18 protein-coding genes are annotated in these 19,832 nt (G+C 46.7%); 7 read left to right on the forward strand and 11 right to left on the reverse strand.

The window, feature by feature from the left end:
* Positions 1-67: 67 nt before the first annotated feature.
* Together HMPREF0240_RS21955 and HMPREF0240_RS21960 are read right to left on the reverse strand one after the other, a co-directional pair.
* Positions 68-607, reverse strand: a complete 540-nt coding sequence (locus tag HMPREF0240_RS21955) for a BMC domain-containing protein (protein WP_009005594.1) — start codon at positions 605-607, stop codon at positions 68-70.
* A 15-nt stretch (positions 608-622) separates the two neighbouring features.
* Positions 623-1,972, reverse strand: coding sequence for a 4Fe-4S dicluster domain-containing protein (locus HMPREF0240_RS21960; RefSeq protein WP_009005595.1), 1,350 nt, complete (start codon positions 1,970-1,972; stop codon positions 623-625).
* A 312-nt stretch (positions 1,973-2,284) separates the two neighbouring features.
* Between HMPREF0240_RS21960 and HMPREF0240_RS21965 the strand changes: the two genes are divergently transcribed.
* The 5 genes from HMPREF0240_RS21965 (at position 2,285) to HMPREF0240_RS23650 (ending at position 10,055) form a co-directional block, all read left to right on the forward strand.
* The gene (locus tag HMPREF0240_RS21965; protein WP_009005596.1) at positions 2,285-3,046 is read left to right on the forward strand and encodes an ABC transporter ATP-binding protein; all 762 of its coding nucleotides are present in this window, start codon (positions 2,285-2,287) and stop codon (positions 3,044-3,046) included.
* Positions 3,046-5,019, forward strand: coding sequence for an ABC transporter permease (locus HMPREF0240_RS21970; protein WP_009005597.1), 1,974 nt, complete (start codon positions 3,046-3,048; stop codon positions 5,017-5,019). Before HMPREF0240_RS21965 ends, HMPREF0240_RS21970 begins: the two co-directional genes overlap by 1 nt.
* A gap of 952 nt (positions 5,020-5,971) precedes the next feature.
* Positions 5,972-6,919, forward strand: coding sequence for a MoxR family ATPase (locus HMPREF0240_RS21980; RefSeq protein WP_009005598.1), 948 nt, complete (start codon positions 5,972-5,974; stop codon positions 6,917-6,919).
* A gap of 8 nt (positions 6,920-6,927) precedes the next feature.
* Entirely contained in the window at positions 6,928-7,983 is a 1,056-nt protein-coding gene (locus HMPREF0240_RS21985) for a DUF58 domain-containing protein (protein ID WP_009005599.1), read from the forward strand.
* Positions 7,984-7,997: 14 nt separating this feature from the next.
* On the forward strand, positions 7,998-10,055 hold the full coding sequence (locus HMPREF0240_RS23650; protein WP_050794598.1) for a transglutaminase-like domain-containing protein: 2,058 nt from the start codon (positions 7,998-8,000) through the stop codon (positions 10,053-10,055).
* A gap of 66 nt (positions 10,056-10,121) precedes the next feature.
* Here HMPREF0240_RS23650 and HMPREF0240_RS21995 read toward each other — a convergent pair whose 3' ends face one another.
* The 8 genes from HMPREF0240_RS21995 to HMPREF0240_RS22025 form a co-directional block, all read right to left on the reverse strand.
* Positions 10,122-11,132, reverse strand: a complete 1,011-nt coding sequence (locus HMPREF0240_RS21995; RefSeq protein ID WP_009005601.1) for an ABC transporter permease — start codon at positions 11,130-11,132, stop codon at positions 10,122-10,124.
* A gap of 1 nt (position 11,133) precedes the next feature.
* On the reverse strand, positions 11,134-12,126 hold the full coding sequence (locus HMPREF0240_RS22000) for an ABC transporter permease (RefSeq protein WP_009005602.1): 993 nt from the start codon (positions 12,124-12,126) through the stop codon (positions 11,134-11,136).
* Entirely contained in the window at positions 12,126-12,974 is an 849-nt protein-coding gene (locus tag HMPREF0240_RS22005) for an ABC transporter ATP-binding protein (RefSeq protein ID WP_009005603.1), read from the reverse strand. Before HMPREF0240_RS22005 ends, HMPREF0240_RS22000 begins: the two co-directional genes overlap by 1 nt.
* Positions 12,971-13,126, reverse strand: a complete 156-nt coding sequence (locus HMPREF0240_RS24760) for a hypothetical protein (RefSeq protein ID WP_009005604.1) — start codon at positions 13,124-13,126, stop codon at positions 12,971-12,973. The genes HMPREF0240_RS22005 and HMPREF0240_RS24760 overlap by 4 nt, the downstream gene beginning before the upstream one ends.
* Before the next feature lie 166 nt (positions 13,127-13,292).
* On the reverse strand, positions 13,293-14,369 hold the full coding sequence (locus HMPREF0240_RS22010; RefSeq protein ID WP_009005605.1) for a HAMP domain-containing sensor histidine kinase: 1,077 nt from the start codon (positions 14,367-14,369) through the stop codon (positions 13,293-13,295).
* A complete protein-coding gene (locus HMPREF0240_RS22015) occupies positions 14,366-15,034 on the reverse strand; it encodes a response regulator transcription factor (RefSeq protein WP_035314584.1) in 669 nt (222 codons plus the stop codon). The genes HMPREF0240_RS22010 and HMPREF0240_RS22015 overlap by 4 nt, the downstream gene beginning before the upstream one ends.
* A gap of 35 nt (positions 15,035-15,069) precedes the next feature.
* Entirely contained in the window at positions 15,070-16,686 is a 1,617-nt protein-coding gene (locus tag HMPREF0240_RS22020; RefSeq protein WP_050794599.1) for an AarF/UbiB family protein, read from the reverse strand.
* A 12-nt stretch (positions 16,687-16,698) separates the two neighbouring features.
* Positions 16,699-17,181 carry a phasin family protein gene (locus tag HMPREF0240_RS22025; RefSeq protein ID WP_083806442.1) on the reverse strand — a complete coding sequence of 161 codons (483 nt, stop codon included), beginning with the start codon at positions 17,179-17,181 and terminating at the stop codon, positions 16,699-16,701.
* A 430-nt stretch (positions 17,182-17,611) separates the two neighbouring features.
* Between HMPREF0240_RS22025 and HMPREF0240_RS22030 the strand changes: the two genes are divergently transcribed.
* Complete coding sequence (locus tag HMPREF0240_RS22030) at positions 17,612-18,052, forward strand: GNAT family N-acetyltransferase (RefSeq protein ID WP_009005609.1); 441 nt, start codon at positions 17,612-17,614, stop codon at positions 18,050-18,052.
* A 36-nt stretch (positions 18,053-18,088) separates the two neighbouring features.
* Positions 18,089-18,433 carry a cupin domain-containing protein gene (locus tag HMPREF0240_RS22035; protein ID WP_009005610.1) on the forward strand — a complete coding sequence of 115 codons (345 nt, stop codon included), beginning with the start codon at positions 18,089-18,091 and terminating at the stop codon, positions 18,431-18,433.
* Between the two features lie 292 nt (positions 18,434-18,725).
* On the opposite strand, the gene HMPREF0240_RS22040 is transcribed toward HMPREF0240_RS22035, so the two are convergent.
* Positions 18,726-19,820, reverse strand: coding sequence for a threonine-phosphate decarboxylase (locus tag HMPREF0240_RS22040; protein ID WP_009005611.1), 1,095 nt, complete (start codon positions 19,818-19,820; stop codon positions 18,726-18,728).
* Positions 19,821-19,832 lie beyond the last annotated feature (12 nt).

The raw sequence follows: 19,832 nt of genomic DNA on the forward strand, positions 1-19,832 counted from the left end.
GACCCTCATGACAGAACTTCTTTTTATAATAGCTTTTTTATAGCAGAGCCTCTGAAACCAGAGCTCCTTACATCAGTGCCTCAAACAGTTTATCTGTAGGCCTTGGTATTACAACACTGTTGACCATCAGCTCGCTTACGGACTCGGCAGCTTTTACAGCAGCGGTCACAGCGCTGACATCTCCGCACAGAGTGACGAATCCCTTTCCGCCCACTGCAAAACCGGTGCGGATCTCAATCAGGTGAATATCGGCAGCCTTGGCTGCAGTATCAGCTGCGACAATGGCCGAGGATACCGAATAGAATTCAATCACGCCGACGGCTCCGGTGGTCGGAACCTGTGTGGTACTGCTGATAGCCGGCATCAGCTGGTCGCTGATGTTCGGGATGAGAAGCTTGTCTACCAGAAATGGTCCTGCGATCTCTTCCCCTACATTCATGGCAGCATTCACGCTGCTGGTGTCGCCCCCGATAATGATCAGATATTTACCGGGGCAGATTGTGGATGACCTTAATAATTCAACCTCCGCGGCCTTGAGTACATGGTCGCAGGTCTCAATTCCTTTTGCTATACTGGATAATTCTAACATTCCAACTGAATTTCCCATTTTTTTATTCCTCCATTAGTTTACATTTATTCGAATACCATTTGGTGCTACTTCGGTGACTGTTCCGTTAACGCTGGCGTGGATATTGGCTGACAGCGCTTTCTCATCTGCCTGACCGATTAAGTCGCCTTTATGTATGGTGTCGCCGGCTTTGATGACAGCTGCAGCCGGTTTGCCGATATGCTGTGATAATGGAATGAATACTTCCCTGGGAAACAGTTCCGTACAGCTGTGTGCATGCAGCCCGTTATATTTGCCGAGGCCCAGACGCGCGATCAGGCGGTCGGTCGGAATACGGTTCAGATCGATTGTCGGTCTTGCCGTCGGATCCGGAGTCTTGTCTATCATGATTCCGCGTTCACGAAGCTGTACCTTCATATAGTCATTGACCTGTCTCGGGGATAGGCCCATTGGACATGAGAACATCTCGCAGACGCCGCAGCTGCAGCAGTTCACTGCATCGCCGTAGCACTTTGCAAATTCTTCGTTGGAATCAATTGTTTCTTCTCTCCAGACATTTCTCATCACAAGATGAGGCTTGATGCTGTGTCCGATCTGGAAACGCGGGCACAGATCTGTACACATTCTGCACTGGATGCAGGCGCTTCTTGCCTGGTGCTTAATTCTCTGGATAGAAACCTGCGTTCTCCGGATCAGATAGTGGTCCTTCGGGAGAACGATGATGTTGCCGGTTGTCTTTGTCACGACCTGCTGATCAATGACACTGTCATCAGAGAAAACTTTACCCATCATAGGTCCGCCGAGGATGATGGCATAATCGGAGATAACAGGCTGTGCTGCTTCTATGCATGTTCTTACGGATGTTCCGATCGGCACCTTCAGCATGATCGGTTCCTTCACTTCACCGACAACAGATAAATATTTGTCTGTCACTTTGCCGCCGTCTGTCAGTGCGCGGTAAACGGCAAGCACGGTTCCTACATTATCTACGACAGCACCGACCTCAATCGGAATGCCGCGCTCCGGTACGGTTCTGCCCGTAACCTGCTGCACGATAATCTGCTCGTCTCCGGCAGGGTAGAAGGTTCTCATCTCAAAAATCTCGATGTCTGCATTATTTTTTTCAATTGCCTCTTTTAAAGCGGCAATTTCAGCTTTGTATTTGGCTTTGAGCGCTATGTAAGACTTCTTTGCCTCGAGATGTCCGGCTATATACATGACTCCTTTAATTAACTCATCGGCAAAGGTTCTGCACAGATACTTGTCAGTCTCAATCAATGGTTCACATTCGGCGGCATTGACGATAAAATACTCGGCCTTTGTGTTCAACTTCACATGTGTAGGAAATCCTGCCCCGCCGGCCCCTACAATACCGGCATCTTTTACTGTTTCAATTAAACTCATAACTTCTTTCTCCATTCATTGATTCTCGCGGGAACAGCAGCCCTAGTATGGCCGGACGCCGCCCGCGGGGCCAAAGGTATTTGACCTGGTGGACATATTTGGTGCTTATCTGATAAGATAGTTTCAGACAAAACACAGTGTAATCATATCATATTTTTTGTAAAAGAAACAGAGAAAAGTGACCTAATCTTACAAAAACGTAAGGATTTCCCCCTGTTTTGAAAGGCAAAGTTATGGATTGCAGCAGGGCAGGTGCCTTATAATACGTGCATAGACAGGAAAACAATGAGAAAAGAAAGGCAGGAAAGCTTTATGTCATTATTAGATGTTAAAAATGTAAAAAAAATTTATACCACCAGATTCGGAGGTAGTCAGGTGCAGGCTCTGGCGGATGTTACTTTTTCTGTAGAACCGAGAGAATATGTGGCAATTATGGGAGAATCCGGTTCCGGAAAAACGACGCTGCTGAATATACTGGCGTCACTGGATAAACCTACCAGCGGAAGGGTACTCCTCAAAGGCTGCGATCTGAGTACAATAAAAGACCGGGAAATGGCAGCATTCAGAAGGCAGAATCTGGGATTTGTTTTTCAGGACTTCAATCTGCTGGATACCTTTTCACTGGAAGACAATATTTACCTTCCGCTGGTACTTGCGGGAAAAAAATATGAAGAAATGAAGCAGTGTTTGAATCCCATAGCACGGCAGCTTGGAATCACAGATCTGTTAAAAAAATTCCCCTATGAAGTATCCGGAGGTCAGAAACAGCGGGCGGCAGTTGCCCGGGCGCTGATAACAAAGCCCCAGCTGATTCTCGCAGATGAACCGACGGGGGCTCTGGATTCCAGGGCTTCAGACGACCTGATGAACCTTTTCAATACGATTAACCAGAACGGACAGACCATTCTGATGGTAACCCACAGCGTAAAAGCCGCAAGCAGTGCAAACCGTGTGATGTTCATCAAAGATGGGCAGGTATTCCATCAGATATACAGAGGCAATCAGACAAACGAAGAAATGTACCAGAAGATTTCAGCGGCACTGGCTGTACTGAGCACAGGGGGTGAGCAGTAATGTTTTATCCAAAGCTTGCACTGACAAATTTAAAAAAGAACGGAAAGACCTACATTCCATATCTGCTGACCTGCGTACTGACAGTGATGATGTTCTATGTCATGTACGCCATCAGTAAAAACACAGGACTGGATCAGATGCAGGGCGCAACCTCCCTGAAAATAATTCTTGGATGGGCGGTCATCGTTACAGGAATCTTTTCCGTGGTATTTCTGTTTTACACAAACAGTTTCCTCGTGAAACAGAGGAAAAAGGAGTTCGGCCTCTATCAGGTGCTGGGGATGGACAAAGGCAATCTGACAAAGATGATGGCATGGGAATCTATCCTTACAATTCTCGTCAGCATTGTCCTGGGCCTGGCAGCAGGAATTCTTTTAGGGAAGCTCATGTTTTTGATTTTACTGAAAATGATGCATTTTGCGGTTCCTTTGAAATTCGCAGTAGAATCAGATGCTATGATCGGTACAATAATATTATTTCTTATTATATTTGCGATAACTTTTATCTTTAATCTGTTTCAGGTTCAGACAGCCAATCCGGTCGAGCTGCTGCACGGCGGCAGCCAGGGAGAGAAAGAACCGAAGACGAAATGGCTGCTTGCACTGATTGGTGCAGCGACACTTGGCATCGGCTACTATATCGCACAGACGACGGATTCCCCGCTGGCAGCCATAGGTAAGTTTTTTATAGCAGTCATACTTGTGATCATAGGAACCTACTGCCTGTTTACGGCCGGAAGCATTGCCTTTTTAAAAATATTAAAAAAGAATAAAAAGTTTTACTATCAGAGCAGGCACTTTACCTCTGTATCCGGCATGATATACAGAATGAAGCAGAATGCGGTGGGTCTTGCAAACATCTGTATTATGAGTACCATAGTCCTCGTATTGGTATCTGTATCAGTTTCGCTCTATACCGGTATCGAAGATGCACTGTCAACCAGGTTTCCCACAGACCTGAATATAATGATCTATGACACATCACAGGAAAATCTGGATAAAGCAGACCAGATTATAAAGGAGGAAACAGAAAAAGCCGGAGTGGGACTGGAAAACCGTGTATACTACAGGGCGGGAGCGTTCACTGTAATTTACGACCAAAAAAACAGCAGGGTATTGTTGGAAGAAAATGCAGCTGCATCCTATTCAACGGAAGATTTCCGATGGATGGAAATCATTCCGCTGTCGGATTATAACAGACTGGAAGGAACTAATGAAACACTGGAAGAGAATGAAATATTTGTTCAAATGCCTGACAGCGGAGTTCATTCAGACACCTTCCGGATAGAAAATGAAACCTACAAGGTGAAAAAGTCAATCAGTTTGAAAAGCGAAGCCAAAAACGATGTATCCAGCGCAGTAGAGGGAATGATTGTGGTCATGCCTGATGTACAAAAGATTGCAGAATTGAAACAGCAGTACGGTTATGAAGGCGCGGATAAGGTCACCTATTCTGATTCCTTTAATATGAGCGGAAAAGAAGAAGCAAAAAATACGGCTGTCAAAGCCATAGAGCAGCGCTTCACGGAGGAAGTGGCAGAGTCATACATCGAGTATAAAGATGCGTACAGATCAGAATTTTTCATAATATATGGCGGATTCTTATTCCTGGGAGTATTCGTAGGCTCATTATTCCTAATGGCCACCGTCCTAATCATCTACTATAAACAGATATCTGAGGGATATGATGACCGCAGCCGTTATCAAATCATGCAGAAAGTAGGAATGAGTAAAAAAGAAGTGCGTCATTCCATCAAAAGCCAGGTACTGATGGTCTTCTTCATGCCGCTGATCGCCGCCATCATCCATGTGGCATTTGCCTTCAAAACAGTTACAAAACTGCTGGCGGTCATGAATCTGGTAAACGTACACCTGTTTTTCCTGTGTACAGTGGGGACAGTACTCATATTTGCAGTATTCTACGCCATCGTATTCACAGTAACCTCCAAACAATATTATAAGATTGTGCAGTGAAGGCACTTTTGTGGCTGAGCGGACGCTTCCGAACCCGGGCATAGGGGCAGCTGGAGACGGGTTACGGCAGTAAGCTGGAGTAAAGTAAAATAGAAGGAAAACCGGGGCAACCTGGCCACATCACGCGAAGCCCTGATGGCTTCGCGCGCTGGGGCCAGGGATTTTTATGATTCGGAATCATAAAAATCACCCCGGTTTTCCTTTTATTTTACTTAACTCCAGCTAACAGTCGTAAGACGCCTCCAGCTGCCCCTATGCCCGGGTCCGGAAGCTGGTTCGTTAAGGCAGAAGTGCCCTTACTGGTGGGGGATCTTTACCGGAGAAGCGGATGGGAATGTCTGCGCGTGAATGTGTGGCAGGAGAAGTAGATTAGAATGTCTGCGCGTGAATGTGTGGCAGAAGAAGCGGATAGGAATATCTAAGCGTGAGTGTATGTTAGATTAAGTTAGCATACCTGATTCCAAATTCATATAAACACTCCAAATCCCATTAACATCCGGGCATCCATCTTAATCCGCTGCTCCCGCAAAAGTCCACCAACGAGATTCCAACCGCCTGGATGCACCCAGCCTGTCTGGAGCGGGAGGGACGACGGGGGGCGGGAAACTTCAGGGAACCTTTCTGACAGGCATAGAGAGCGCCGTAGTATCACTTGATAAAAACCACACCGGACGGGGAGGCTAAACTCTGCTTCCGAAGCAGAGTTTAAGTCGGCCTGAGCCGCGCAATTCATCAGAATTGCGGGGTGAATGCCGACGGTGCCTCCCCGTCCGGTGTGGTTTTTATCTAGTGATACTTGGCAAACGGACCGCCTGCAGAAAGGTTCCCTGAAGTTTCCCGCCCCCCCGTCGTCCCTCCCGCTTCAGACAGGCGACCTCCCTTCATTCCACCTACCCATTTCGACTTTTTCGTGTTATACTTTACTTTGAAATTAGTCTAAAGGAGGCGTTTTATGTCTGATTATAGAGAGTCCATACGTGCCGTGCTTCATGAGGTTGGCAAGGCAGTTGTGGGCAAAGCGGATATTTCGGAAAAGATTATGATGGCAATTCTGGCCGGGGGGCATATTCTTGTGGAGGATATCCCGGGAATGGGCAAGACCACCATGGCCCTTGCATTTTCGAAGGCAATGGGGCTGCAGGAGAAACGGGTCCAGTTTACGCCGGATGTACTTCCGGCTGATCTGACGGGATTTACTCTGTATCAGAAGGCCACCGAGCAGTTTGTATATCAGCCGGGGGCGGTGATGTGTAATATTCTGCTGGCGGATGAGATTAACAGAACTTCGCCCAAGACCCAGTCTGCGCTTTTGGAAGTCATGGAGGAAAAGCAGGTGACTGTGGATGGGGTAACCAGAAAGACGGGCAATCCTTTTATTGTAATCGCTACGGAAAATCCTGCGGGTTCTGCCGGAACACAACTGCTTCCGGAGTCACAGCTGGACCGTTTTATGATCTGTGTGAGCATGGGGTATCCAAGCGTAAAAGAGGAAGTGGAGATTATGAAAAGGAACCAGCTGGGACGTACCACAGAGCCCGTGGAGAGAGTCATGACTGCGGAGCGGCTTGTACGTGCCAAGGAAGAGGTGAAGGCGCTGTATTTACACGATGCAGTCTACGCTTACATTGCACAGCTGGCAAAGGCTACCCGGGAAGGGGAACATATCGCGATGGGCCTGAGTCCGAGAGGGACGGTAGCCATGGCGGCGATGGCAAAGGCAGGTGCTTACCTGAGCGGAAGGGAGTATGTGATTCCCGATGATGTGGCCGAGGTGTTTCAATGCGTGGCAGGCCACAGAATACAGCTCAGCACAAAAGCAAAAGTGGGGCACATCAGGACAGAAGATGTGCTGGAACAGATTCTGGAAGAGGTGAAGCCTCCGGTTATGAAAAGGCGTTAGGTGAGTACATGATAAAACGAGCAGTTGGATATGCGGCGGCAGTTCTGGTGACGGCCTACCTGTTTCTGATGTATGACACACCGGCACTCTCGGCCGCAATTGTGCTGGAGATATTGTATCCGCTTGCATCATTTGCCTGTCTGCGCAGCATGGGGGCCAGGCTGACCGCTGGGATTGGTAAAGTACCCGCAATGGGAGAGAAGAATCAGAAGATCAGAATTAAACTGTGGGTGAATAATGCATCCCGGATCTGGAACGGAAAATATGAACTGAAAGTGAAAGCAGGGGGAAGGAATTCCAGTCAGAGGACGGAAAAAAAGATGGCAGGAATGCTGGAGCCGGGCAGGAAGAAGACACTTCCATTTTATTTGACATCGGAATACTGCGGAAGCATGGAAATTTCGCTGGATAGAATGAGGATTTACGACTTTATGGGAATATTTTACAGGTCTATTTCTTTGTCAGAAAAGGCATACGTCGGGATTATGCCCAAAGCCTCCCTGATACCGCTGGAAATTACAAGGCGGACCAGAGAATTCCTGGCCGATGCGGATGAGTATTCAGTGGAAAAGAGCGGGGACGATCCTTCCGAAATCTATCAGATACGGGAATACCGTCCGTGGGATTCGATTCATGACATACACTGGAAGCTGACGGCCAAGGAGGACACACTGATGGTAAAAGAATACAGCTTTCCACTGGGATGTGTTGTGCTTGTCTGGATGGATTTTCCACGAAAAGGGCAGAGCAGCGAGGGATTCAGCAAGATGCTGGAAGCCGCCGCCTCTCTGTGCATGACGCTGGCAGAGGAAAAGTGCATCCACATGGCTGCCTGGTTTGAAGAGAAGAATGCAAGAATTGTGAAATGGAAGGTCAGCGATGAAGAGGCAGTCCACGGTCTTCTCTGGAGAATGCTGGAGATGGAGCCGTACGCGGATGAAAAGATGAGAGAAGTATGTTATGAGAATGCATTCCGTGGAGAACATTTCAGCAGTATCGTCAGAATTGACGGGAGAGGTGCAATTACAGTCAACGGCAAAAAACAGGAATTACTGCAGCTATAGGGAGGAGACTGCCGATGAAAAGCAGAAGAGAGGGAAAATCGGGCATTAGGCTATATGAACAGAAAAGCAGAGAGACATCCGGGGAAATTGACCGGATCAGTTTGTTTGCAGCCAGAACCATGTCGGCAGGTTTTCTTGCAGTGGCCTGGCTGGAGAATTTTTTGTCGGTATTCCCAATGCAGGTACAGAAAGCCAGGTTGTATATTCTGCTGTTTCTGCTGTCTGGGGTACTGATATGGATGCTTGGCAGCAGAGGAAAGAAAAAGTTTCTGTATCTGGCAGCAGACGGCGTCGTCCTCATTTTTCTGGCATGGAAAAACCAGCTGATTGTCACGGCAGTGCTTAATTCGATTGCGAATGCCTATCTGCGAGTTCACCAGGAGGGCACTGTACCGCTGCTTCTCTACGAGGTGCCGGAACTGTCTGTAAGCTTACTGGCCATGGGGTTCGCGGTGGCTATGATTCCGTTCCTGGCAGTATTTTCTCTGGCTCTGCTGCATGGAAAAGGGGAAATAGCGGTGGTTCTGCTGCTTTTAATTCCGGCCATACTTTCAGCGATGGAAGGGTATTTCCCATCGGTGAAAGCCTGCGGGCTTCTGGTTCTGGCCTGCGGTATCTACTTTGCCATAGGTTCAGGCAGTTCGGGAAAGTCTGTCTGGGGGAACGCAGCGGCGGCAGCCGCCCTTTTATCTGTCCTCTGCGCAGTATCCTGGGGATTTGCGGGCCGGATTGAAGCGGGAAAGACGGTGGAGAATGGTCCGTATGTTCAGGCTCAGGCAGCAATCGAGAAGCATGTTGTACAGAAATTGAAAGAGATAACCGGGACAGCAGGGGATAAGGAAGAAAATCAGGAGGAACCGGAAGAGAGAAAAGAAGAGCAGCCGGAAGAAGCACAGGATTTACCGCCGGAGACTGCGGACCAGAATAGTGAAGACATGCAGGGTGGAATTTTCCCGGAGGAGGGCGGTTCTCCCGGAATCGGCCATGACCGGTTTACAGGCGGTGGGACGGCCAGTCTGCAGAACATAGGATATTTTCAGCCGGGAGACGGAGAAGGGATTACAGTTGGTACCGATACCCGTCCTGATACCACTTTTTATCTGCCGCTGGAGTTTGGCGGAACCTATGAGAACAGCACCTGGAGTACCCTGGAGAACCATGATGAGGTACTGGATCAGTACAAAGAGTATCCGGAAAATCTGACCCGCCTGATCAGCCTCTGTAAAAAACAGGATATCCAATCAGTAGAGGACGCTTCGGATTTTATACAAAAGGAGTTTGAAGAGAACACCGTATACGATTACAACCCGGGAACGACTCCCCAGGACCAGGATTTTGCCGAATATTTTTTGTTTGAAAATAAAAAAGGATTCTGCGTGCACTTTGCCACAACAGCCGTTCTGATGTACCGGATTATGGGATTTACGGCCAGATATGCAGAGGGATATGCCATTCCTCCTTCCGCTTTTATAGAACAGGAGGATGGGACATACCGAGCGGAAGTAACCGGAGACATGGGGCATGCCTGGTGTGAAACCTACGAAAATGCATGGGTGGTAAGAGAACATACTCTTCCTTACACAGGAAACAGCCAGTCAGCAGTCCCGCCGGCATCTTCAAGTCCGGCAAGTGTGCACCGGCTGTCTAAAACAGCGGTAACTATTTTAAAGGTATTTCTGCTGATCGTGCTGTGCATTATTATAACGGCAGTGCAGGCAGCCGTACGCAGAAAAAACAAATCTTATGCGCTCAGCAGATACGCGGAAGGAAGAGGGATTGTGGAAATATACCTTGCATTCTGCAGAATGTCCGGTCTCCTTGGAGTTTCTGCAGAAACACCTTTCAGCGCAGCCTCCTTTGAAGCGTTAAGGAAAGCCCTGCCCCAAGTGTCCGGACAAGACTGGGAGATGCTCCGGCAGGCCGCACTTAAGGCTGCATACGATAAAGCCCCGCCTTCAAAAGAAATACACGACAAACTGTTCCTGCTATATAAGAAGACATCAAAAGCAGTTCATAAAGAATTACCTTTCATGAAAAAAATACAATACCATTTTATAAAATGTCTTCCATAAAAATAGTTCGCATCAGGCTATACCCAAAGGGCATGAATTACGGGGTGCCCTTTGGGTATCCCTTTTTTACGCGTGTTTCTGACCTCGTAAAGAAAGCCGCCTGTAAAGTGAAAGCCAGATGAGAGAATGAACTGTCAATACGACGAGGTAAATAGTTATATCCTGGGACTTCCCGTTCAGTAAATCCATCAGTCCATAAAATGCTGCACTGGAAGGGAGAATGCAGGATACTTTATGAAGTATACTGCTTGAGGGAACAAGCAGGTAAAATAAAATTGGGGGTGCCAGAAATAAAATCATGACAATTTTGATATAGACAATACCAACCATCAGCCCGCTGGAAAAGTGCCCGATAAATACCCCCGCCAGAGCTGCAATAAAAGCAGACAGCAGAATCAGGAGTATCAGCGGCAGAAGCTGCACCAGACTGACCCGAATACAGACTGCAGCCGTAATGGCGGTTGAGAGGATACTTCCGGTAAAACCCAGGAGTAGTTTTTGAATAAGAAACTGAGTTTTTGTCATTGGCAGTACTTCATTGATAAAGATAATTCCGTCTTCCTTCTCACTAATCATGTTCATAGCGTTAAAAGTACACCCCATAAACATTGCCGTAACCAGGGTGATTACAATAAGAAGCGGCTTTAAAATATCGTTGTTATGTTTTAGCGGAATCACCGATATATTATATTGGGAAACAGTATGCTGTTCAGCAAAAAGCAGTGGGAGCGTATCCCCGATAATGGACATCATTTGAAGCTCATCACCGGAGCGTATTGTCTGGATTCCAGCGTCATTTTTGAGTACTCCGATCATTTGTGAAGAAGGATCATTAACAGCTTCTTTCAAATCAGCGGTTTTCTGGTAAACAGTCACATTGCCGTTACTTTTCAGCCAGTCAACAGTGTCTGCGGGCAGATCATTTTTTACAATTCCGAAAGTAATTTCGCTGATGGAAGAAAAGCTGACATCGGATAATAGACTGAGTGCAAAACCTATAAAGACCGGCAGCAGAAATGTCAGGATGCACAGCTTGTCGCGGCGGATATTTTTTAGTTGGTATTTAATCCCTTTCATATTATCCCTCCTTTGTCATTTCCCGTGTAAGCCGTAGGCGTGCGAGCAGGAACAGCAGTATGATTGCCGCTCCGCAGACCGTGTAATAAGTGCCGTTTGCAACAGGAGTATGAAAATAGGCATTTTTCATTGCCATAAACAGATGATACATTGGATGAAGGTTTATCCAGGACCAGGATAAGTTTGTCTGTCCTGCAAGAAAAACAGGGGTTGTGATAAAAATTGCAAGTATGAGATACAGCAGGGAAAACTGTTTGAAATCGGGCAGTGATATGGCACAGAAAAAGCCGGCAAGCGCCATGATAATGGATAAAATTCCTGTCTGCAGCAAAACGGCGGGAAGTACGGAGATCCCCGCATTAATCCCCAGATTAAACAAAGTCAGCAATACGGCAAATACAAGGTCTGACAATAAAATAAGTCCCAGTTTAGAAAGTATAAAAATGTTTGGGTTTATAGGAAGTATTCCATGTATCCGGATAACACCCATATGTTTTTCCTTAAACAGCATAGCAGCCAGTCCGAGAAAGCCAACCGCAGACAGTTCAAAAAACAGAAATTCGGAAGTAATCTCACGTCTGTTTTTCATTTCCCTGTCATTTTTCCCAATCAATTCTGCATGAGAAGAACCATCTGAGGACAATGCCGAAAGAGCATAAGCGGCCCGATAGTTATCGGTTTTGTCTGAGCCGGAAGAAATCATGCAGATCTTTGGTGTGGCGCCGGACATATCAAGGCCTACGGAATATCCATCTGAGTATGCTTCCTGTAATTCCTTTCTGCTGTCAACCTTTGTAACGAAAGAGGGAAGAGATTCCAGAGAGTGGTGCGGATCATACAAATAAACAGGGAAAATGTCCTGATCAATATTAACATATACGAAATTGATGTAGCAGGAATACAAAACAAGAGAACCGATAGCCAGCAGAAAAAATTTACTTGAAAGCATGAGTTTGAGATCTTTTTTAATAAGTGCAGGCAGGCTTTTTTGCATTAGGAGAGCCCCCTTCCGGTGTACTGAATAAACATATCTTCCAGAGTCGGTTCCTGGGAATGGATGCTGATAATCTCATCATGGGCAAATGGAATACCGTCTTCCAGCTCAGGAGCCTCGATTACTTTTTTTAATTGTCTGCCCTCATAACAATAGTCGATTTCGATATAGCGGCTGCTGTTCTGTCTCTTCAGATTTTCTGGTGTATCCAGAGCTGCGATATTTCCGTTAGAAATAAAAGCCACCCGGTCGCAAAGCAAATCTGCGTCCAGCATATTGTGGGTTGTCAGGAATACCGTGGTTCCTTTTTGACGTTCTTCCTCAATGATTCTGCGGAACAGGACTGCGCCGGACGGATCGAGCCCACTGGTTGGCTCATCCAGAAACAGAACCTGTGGATTGCTGATGAGTGCCCGCGCCATGCTCACCCGCTGCCGCATTCCCTTGGAATAGGATGTGACAGGCTTTTTCAAAAAATCAGGTATAAATTCCAGTTTATCCAGCAGTTCCTCCGCATCCCGCAGCTGCCCTCTGGGATAAAAAGATGAAAAATATTTAAGATTATCCAAAGCACTCAGATTGGAATACAGATAAGGAAACTCGAACAGTACGCCGATTTTCTGGTAAAAGGTCTGTGTATGTTCGGAATTCATATTCTGTCCGAAGAGAGATACCTGGCCTCCATATCCTTTCAGGATTCCGGTCAGGATTTTCTGGGTGGTAGACTTTCCAGAGCCGTTTGGCCCCAGAAAGCCAAAGATTTCTCCGTCTTCCACCTTAAATGTCAGGCTGTGCAGTGCCTGTTTATCCTTTCTGTAGGAAAAGGTCAGATCTTTTACTTCTATCATTCTTCATCCCCCCATTTTCCATGCTGCTCTTTTTTCTTATCATACTGCCGCCCGTTCCACCACTGAATAAATTTGATCTTGAGAAGTATGGCAATTGCCAGCAAGATCACAATGATCAGCCACCAGTACCATTCCAGATTTAAAAATGTCATATAAATTACCTCCTTTATGTACAGGGATGTCCCCTTCTGTGTGAAATAAATGTATGAAATTGAGGTGAAACCAGTGTGAGGCTGCAGTGAAGCTGGTGTGAAATCTTAATAAAAACGGCCCTGCTTTCATTGTGGAAAGCAGGGCCGTCGGGAATCGATAAAAGATCTATCTGACAATTTTGACAGTAAAATAAAACAGGACTCCATCGCTTAGATTTTTTACGCCGTAGTTCAGCTCCTGCATGGATAAAATTTGTGCAACAATGGCAAGACCCAACCCGGAACCACTGTATTTAGAGCCGTGGCCCCTGTAGAATTTGGTCCAGATTTTGGGCAGTTTATCCTGGGGAATGAGCGGGCCCTGATTATAAATGGAGAAATGCAATCCCCCGTTTTCTTCCGTCAATAATAACTTAATGATACCGCCTGGCTGCACATTTCTTTTGGCATTGATGATCAGGTTGTCTAATACCTGTTCCATACGCGCTTTATCAGTAAAAACGAATACTTTATGATCGGGAAGTTCAAACTGTAACTCGAAATTGACATCCAAAGCGTCGATTAACAGCCTTCCGGCAACGGTTTCCAAAAATTCTACAAAATCGAAGTGCTCCGGTGCGAGATGGGAAGCTCCTGTTTCAAGTGCAGACAAATCCAGCAATGTTGTAATAAGGCTGTTCATACGGTCTGTTTCAGCAATAATGACTTCCGAATAGAGCTGCTTTTTGACATCGTCAGCTTCATCCTGCAGTGCCTCGGCATAGGCACGAATAACACCAAGCGGCGTTTTCATTTCATGTGATAAGCTGTCCACCAGCTCTTTGCGCTCGGCCAGCAGCAGCCGTTTTTGTTCCACGTCCTTTTTAAGCCGGGCATTTGCGTTCTCGAGTCCGGTAAGGGCCTGCTGCAGATTTTCGGCCATAGAATTGAGGCTTGCAGACAGTTCTCCAAATTCATCGTTTGTCCTGACTGCGCAGGGAGAAGAAAAATTCAGATCCGCCATCTGACGGGCCGCATGGCTGAGCTTAGCGATGGGATACGAGATGAAACGGCCCATCAGAAAATCCACAATCAGAACCAGCAAAATGATAAAAGAAAACCAGATCCAAAAGGATATATCTGTGTCGAGCGGCAAATGAGTAGAAATAAGATAGGACAATATCAGTGCGATACCAGCCAGTTTTGAAATCATTAAAATTTTTTTTCGCACAGTGCAAATCGTAAAGTGGTCTTTGATCTTCATACGGCTTCCTCAAACTTGTAACCGGAGCGAATCAGTGTGACAATGTGTCTGCTTTCGTCCCCTAACTTCTGACGAAGGGTTTTGATGTGGGTATCTACGGTTCGGGTGGTTCCCGCAAAATCATACCCCCAAATCCGGTTCAGCAGCTGATCCCGGCTAAAGATCTGTCCGGAGTTCGTGAGAAAAAAATGCAGCAGTTCATATTCTTTGTGAGTCAGCGTGACTTCCTGTCCATCCACAAAGACTTTATGAGAGGCCGGTATTAACGTGATCTTTCCTGCGTGCAATGAGTCAGTCTTTCCGGAGGAAGAGCGGCGCAGAAGTGCATTGGCTTTTGCCAGCAGTACTCTGGGGCTGAAAGGTTTTGTCATATAGTCATCGGCTCCATATTCGTAGCCCTTTAACTTATCATCCTCGCTGCTCCTGGCCGTCAGCATGATAATAGGCAGACTGCTCATTTCTCTTGCCATTTTACAGACAGAAAATCCATCCAGATGGGGCATCATTATATCCAGTACCATCAGGTCCATAGGATGATTTTTTAAAAGCATTAAGGCATCTACGCCATCGTCGGCGGCAAAACAGGTGTGACCGCCTTTTCTCATGTATTCTATCATAATCTCCTGCATATTTTTTTCGTCTTCCACAATTAATATATTTGCCATTGAAAATGCTTCCTTTCTATGCGGTGACTTTTCCATTACTTCTTATGCCAGAACAAAATCCGGATGATCAGAGCAATGATCAGTACCCCGGAAATGCTGTACCCAAGAAAACTGATCCAGGGTATTCCGAACCATAGCGGTATCGTACGTACATTGACAATCATGCCGGATCCGATGAACAAAGCGGCCGCCAGTATACTGAGGATAAAACGGTTTGCTGTTCTGTGCATATCCTCCCGCATCTCCTCGGAGTCAGACATCTGCAGATTCAGCTGGGCCTGGCCGTTTTTGGTGATATTAAGCAGGTCAGAGAGCTGCGCCGGGATATCCAGTGATTTATCCATCGAAGTGTACAGCTGGCGGCCCTTATGGCTGAGAAGCTTTTTTACATCCAGTTCCTTTAAAAGGAGAGATGACATGTGTACAGTGAGGATCTGAAGGATATTTACATCAGGGGCACAGGCGGTCAGTGTTCCTTCCATTGTTATCATACTTCGTCCGAGAAGTGTGATATCGGGGGTGATTGCGAGGCGGTGCTCTTTTACAAGAGAGAGCATGCGCTCAATTAAATCACCCAGTTTCATGGTGCCGAAATCCATAGACATATATTTGCTCAGAATATCATCAATATCGGTGTAAAGACGTGCGTGGTTGACACGTTCCTGAGGTTCCCCAAAGGCCAGCAGTACATTTTTCAGAGAATAGATATCCTGTTCCAGAATGGCCGTGATGGCCTTTTTCAGAAGCTGCTTATTGTGCTCTGTCAGCCGTCCTGTCATACCCAGATCAAGCCATGCGATCTGTCCGCCTGCAACCCAGAGATTGCCTGGATGCGGGTCAGCATGGAAAAATCCGTCCTCCAGTATCTGCTTGCAGTAATTTTCAGCGGCTTTCTGTCCGATTTCTGTCATATCATAGCCGAGTTCCTTCAGACGTTCCACCTCATCAATCTGTATGCCGTCAATATAGTCCATGACAAGCAGACGGGGCGTCGTGAATTCGTGATATACCTTTGGGCAGGTGACGTATACGATATCCTTCTGATTTTCATAGAAGAAGTCCAGGTTTGCGGCTTCCTGAAGAAAATCCATTTCTTCCTGGGTTGTTTTCCAGAGCTCATCCAGAATGGTTCTGAAGTCAATCAAATCCTCTGTTCCTATGGCCAGCTTCAGAATGCCGGCCGCCTTTTTCAGAAGAAGAATGTCGTTCTGCATGGTTTTTTTAATGGCTGGACGCTGAATTTTTATGACGACTTTTGTGCCGTTCTTTAAGACAGCAGGATGCACCTGGGCAATAGAAGCAGAGCCGAGAGGAATCTCCTCAATCTGTGAGAAGACATTTCCCGCCGGCTCTTTGAGTTCTTCTTCAATGACTGCCGAGATTACGGAATAGGACAGCGGCCTGACCTCTGTACGCAGCTTCGTAAGCTCACGGCAGTAATTTTCCGGAAGCATATCCGAGCGCATGGACATGATCTGTCCGAGCTTTACATAGGTGGGACCCAGATCTTCCAGAATCTCACGGAGCTTGAACGGAGTGAGTCCATGCGTAATATGATGCTTTCCAAGCACCTGCAGAATCTCCCGCAGGCGCTTTTGGGAAGTTGGTGTTTCTGACAAGGGTGGTTCCAGGGTTACATTCGTTTCATTCATAGGCGTGTCCTGCTACTGGGCATCCTGTGAGGGAGTGGCATCCGAAGCTTCTGTATCTGCAGCGTCTGGAGTTTCTTCTGTCGGGCAGGCAGCAGATTCTGCGGCCTCGCAGGATTCCTGAGGTCCCGATTTATTTTCATCTGTTTCACCGGACTCTTCTGCAGTCTGCTCATTGTTTTCTGCTGCAGCTTTTTCTGCAGCGGCCTTCTCAGCCTCGGCAATCTTAGCTTTCAGGGCCTCCAGCTCATCTGCTTTCATATGGTCAACAGCGGACATCGCATCTTTGTATTCCTTTACAACCGTAACAGTTACATGTTCTTTCATTCTCTCTTTTGCACTCTGTTTCAGTTCTTCATTGAGAACCTTTCCCTGCTCTACGGTAATTTCCCCTTTTTTAACCAGATTGTCAACAACATCTTTTGCAGTCTCCGCTGTAGTAGCTACAGCGCCTACACCTGCAAGAAATATTTTCCTTAAGCCTTCATTTAATTCCATAATTACACCATCCTTTCTGGATATCAAAGTCAATTAGTATATAGGTATTATACCACAAAACAGGAAGATGATTTCTTAAAATTATCTAAGGAAAATCTCAAGATTAAGACAGGGTAGACCTTTATCGGGAAATGTGATAGGATGGGGACAGCGGAGCGGTGTCTCGATCTTTGATCTGCCATGAGCAGTGGTGGATATTCATAAAATGCAGGCGCAGGCACACTCCGGACAAACACATTTAGCTGAGCACTCTCGGAAACTCTCTTGCGCCCATCTTTGCGGCTGATTTTTCACCAGCCGCACACAAATTTAATCAACGTACGCGCCGCGTACGCCTCATAAATATTGTGCACAACTGACAAAAAATCAACTCACAAAGCTGGGCACAAAGAGTTTCCGAGAGTACTCTAGTTAACAACAGGAGGCTTTTATGGTACGAGAACTGAGACAGGAAGACAGAGAACTGTATTTGAAAATGGCACATGATTTTTATCATTCACCGGCAGTGGTGCATCCAGTACCGGATTCATACATTGAAAAGACTTTTGAGGAATGTATCAGCAGCGGAACATACGGACAGATCTACATGCTGGAGTCTGAGGGCAGCCCGGCAGGATACGGCCTGATTGCAAAGACATTTTCCCAGGAGGCAGGAGGGTATGTATACTGGCTGGAAGAACTTTATATTCTGGAAGAATACCGCTCTAAAGGACTGGGGAGCGAGTTTTTCCAATATTTGGAGGGGCACAGAGATGCCGGCGTTACACGGTTCCGTCTGGAAGTGGAAGAGGACAACACAAGAGCCAAGGCACTTTATGAAAGGCTGGGATACAAGAATCTGGATTATCGTCAGATGGTAAAAGATTTTTAATATACATGTATACAATATAAAAAGGAGGAATTTTAAATGACAAAAGCAGGAGAAAGAAAGATAGAGACAGTTGAAAAAGTAAACGGAGGAGCCGGCTTCATCATGAAAGAAGCCCTGCTTACCCCGGAACAGCTGGGCAGCCACTGCAAAATGTTTTCTCAGGTAACCCTTAAGCCAAACTGCGAGCTTGGTTACCACGAACATCACGGAGAAACCGAAACTTACTATATACTATCCGGAAAAGGAATGTACGATGACAACGGAAAAGCAGTTCCCATAGAGGCGGGAGATGTAACATACTGCAAAAACGGAGACGGACACGGCATCAAAAATACGGGGGGAGAGGACCTTGTTTTTTTGGCGTTGATATTGAAGGAGTAGGGCGCCTGAGCGAAGCGTGACGTTGCGATGGCGTCCGGGGAGGCTTATGCTGATTTTGGAAACCGGCCGCTTAGCCTACAATTGCTAACTGCGAAAAAGCCGCAGCTTATGGGACCGAGCATATTCACTTAGAAAGCCTGATGCTTTCTAAGCTCAGATGCTCTTGACAATTGATTTGGAAATCAATTGTCACCCATAAGCTGCGGTTTTTTCGCAGTAAGCAATTGTACGGCACGCTAGAGGCTTCCAAAATCAGCATAAGCCTCCCCGTACGCCATCGCAGCGTCCCTTCCTACCCAAGAACCCCCTTAATCCCTTCAATGAGCCTCGCGTTCTCATCGCGCCCCATCACGCAGAACCGCACGTATTCGCCTTCCAAACACTGAAAGGAGGAGCAGTCCCGTATCATCATTCCCTGTTTGATGCAGGCTTCGAATACATCGAAGGCACTGACTCCGGGTTTGTGGATCTGGATCAGGATGAAGTTGGCGGCAGCATCGTATACGGTGATGTTATTTATTTTACGCAGTTCTTCCAGCATTCTTGTGCGTTCGCTTAGTATGAGCCGGCGGGTTTCTTCTATATAATCAGTATCCTGCAGCATCAGTTCTCCGGCAAATGCTGCGATGCTGTTTAGAGACCAGGGGATCTGATGTTCTTTTACCTGTGCCAGGAAAGACTGGCTGCTGGTTACTCCGTAGCCCAGACGAAGGCCAGGAGCGGCAAAGAACTTGGAGACTCCGCGGAGCACCATGAAGTTATCAAAATCTTCGATCAGGGACATGGCTGTTACCGAAGCGATATCCGCGGAAAACTCTGCATAAGTCTCGTCAATCATGACAAAGGTGTTGTTTTCCCGGCAGACAGAAAGAATTCTGCGCATTTCAGTTGTTTCAATGACAGAGGACGTCGGATTGTTTGGGTTGCATATGATCAGCAGGTCATATCCGTTCTGCAGCTTTGAGAGAAAATCATTGATATCGAGGCGGAAACCTGTTTCGGGATTCAGATGGTAATAGTCCTGCTTGCTGTCAGAGAAGGAAAGCTCTCTGGCATACTCAGAATAGGTGGGGCCCAGTATGAGTGTTTTCCGGGGGCAGCGCTGTTCGATGAGCAGGGAGATTAATTCGGTTGAACCATTCCCGACTATGACATGGGAGGGGGATACCTGGCAGTATTCTCCGATGGCATGGCGCAGAGAGGTGTATTCTCTGTCCGGATATGAGGAAATGATATCCAGATGGCTGCTCAGGACGGCCTTGACTCTCTTGGATAATCCGAGCGGATTTACGTTGGCGCCGAAGCTGATGATGGAATCCCTTGGAATTCCGTAATATTCCGATATTTTTTCCAGGTCACTGCCGTGAAATTCTGGTTTTGTATTCATGTATACAATCTC

The sequence above is a fragment of the Clostridium sp. D5 genome, assembly GCF_000190355.1.
GTDB lineage: Bacteria > Bacillota > Clostridia > Lachnospirales > Lachnospiraceae > Faecalicatena > Faecalicatena fissicatena_A.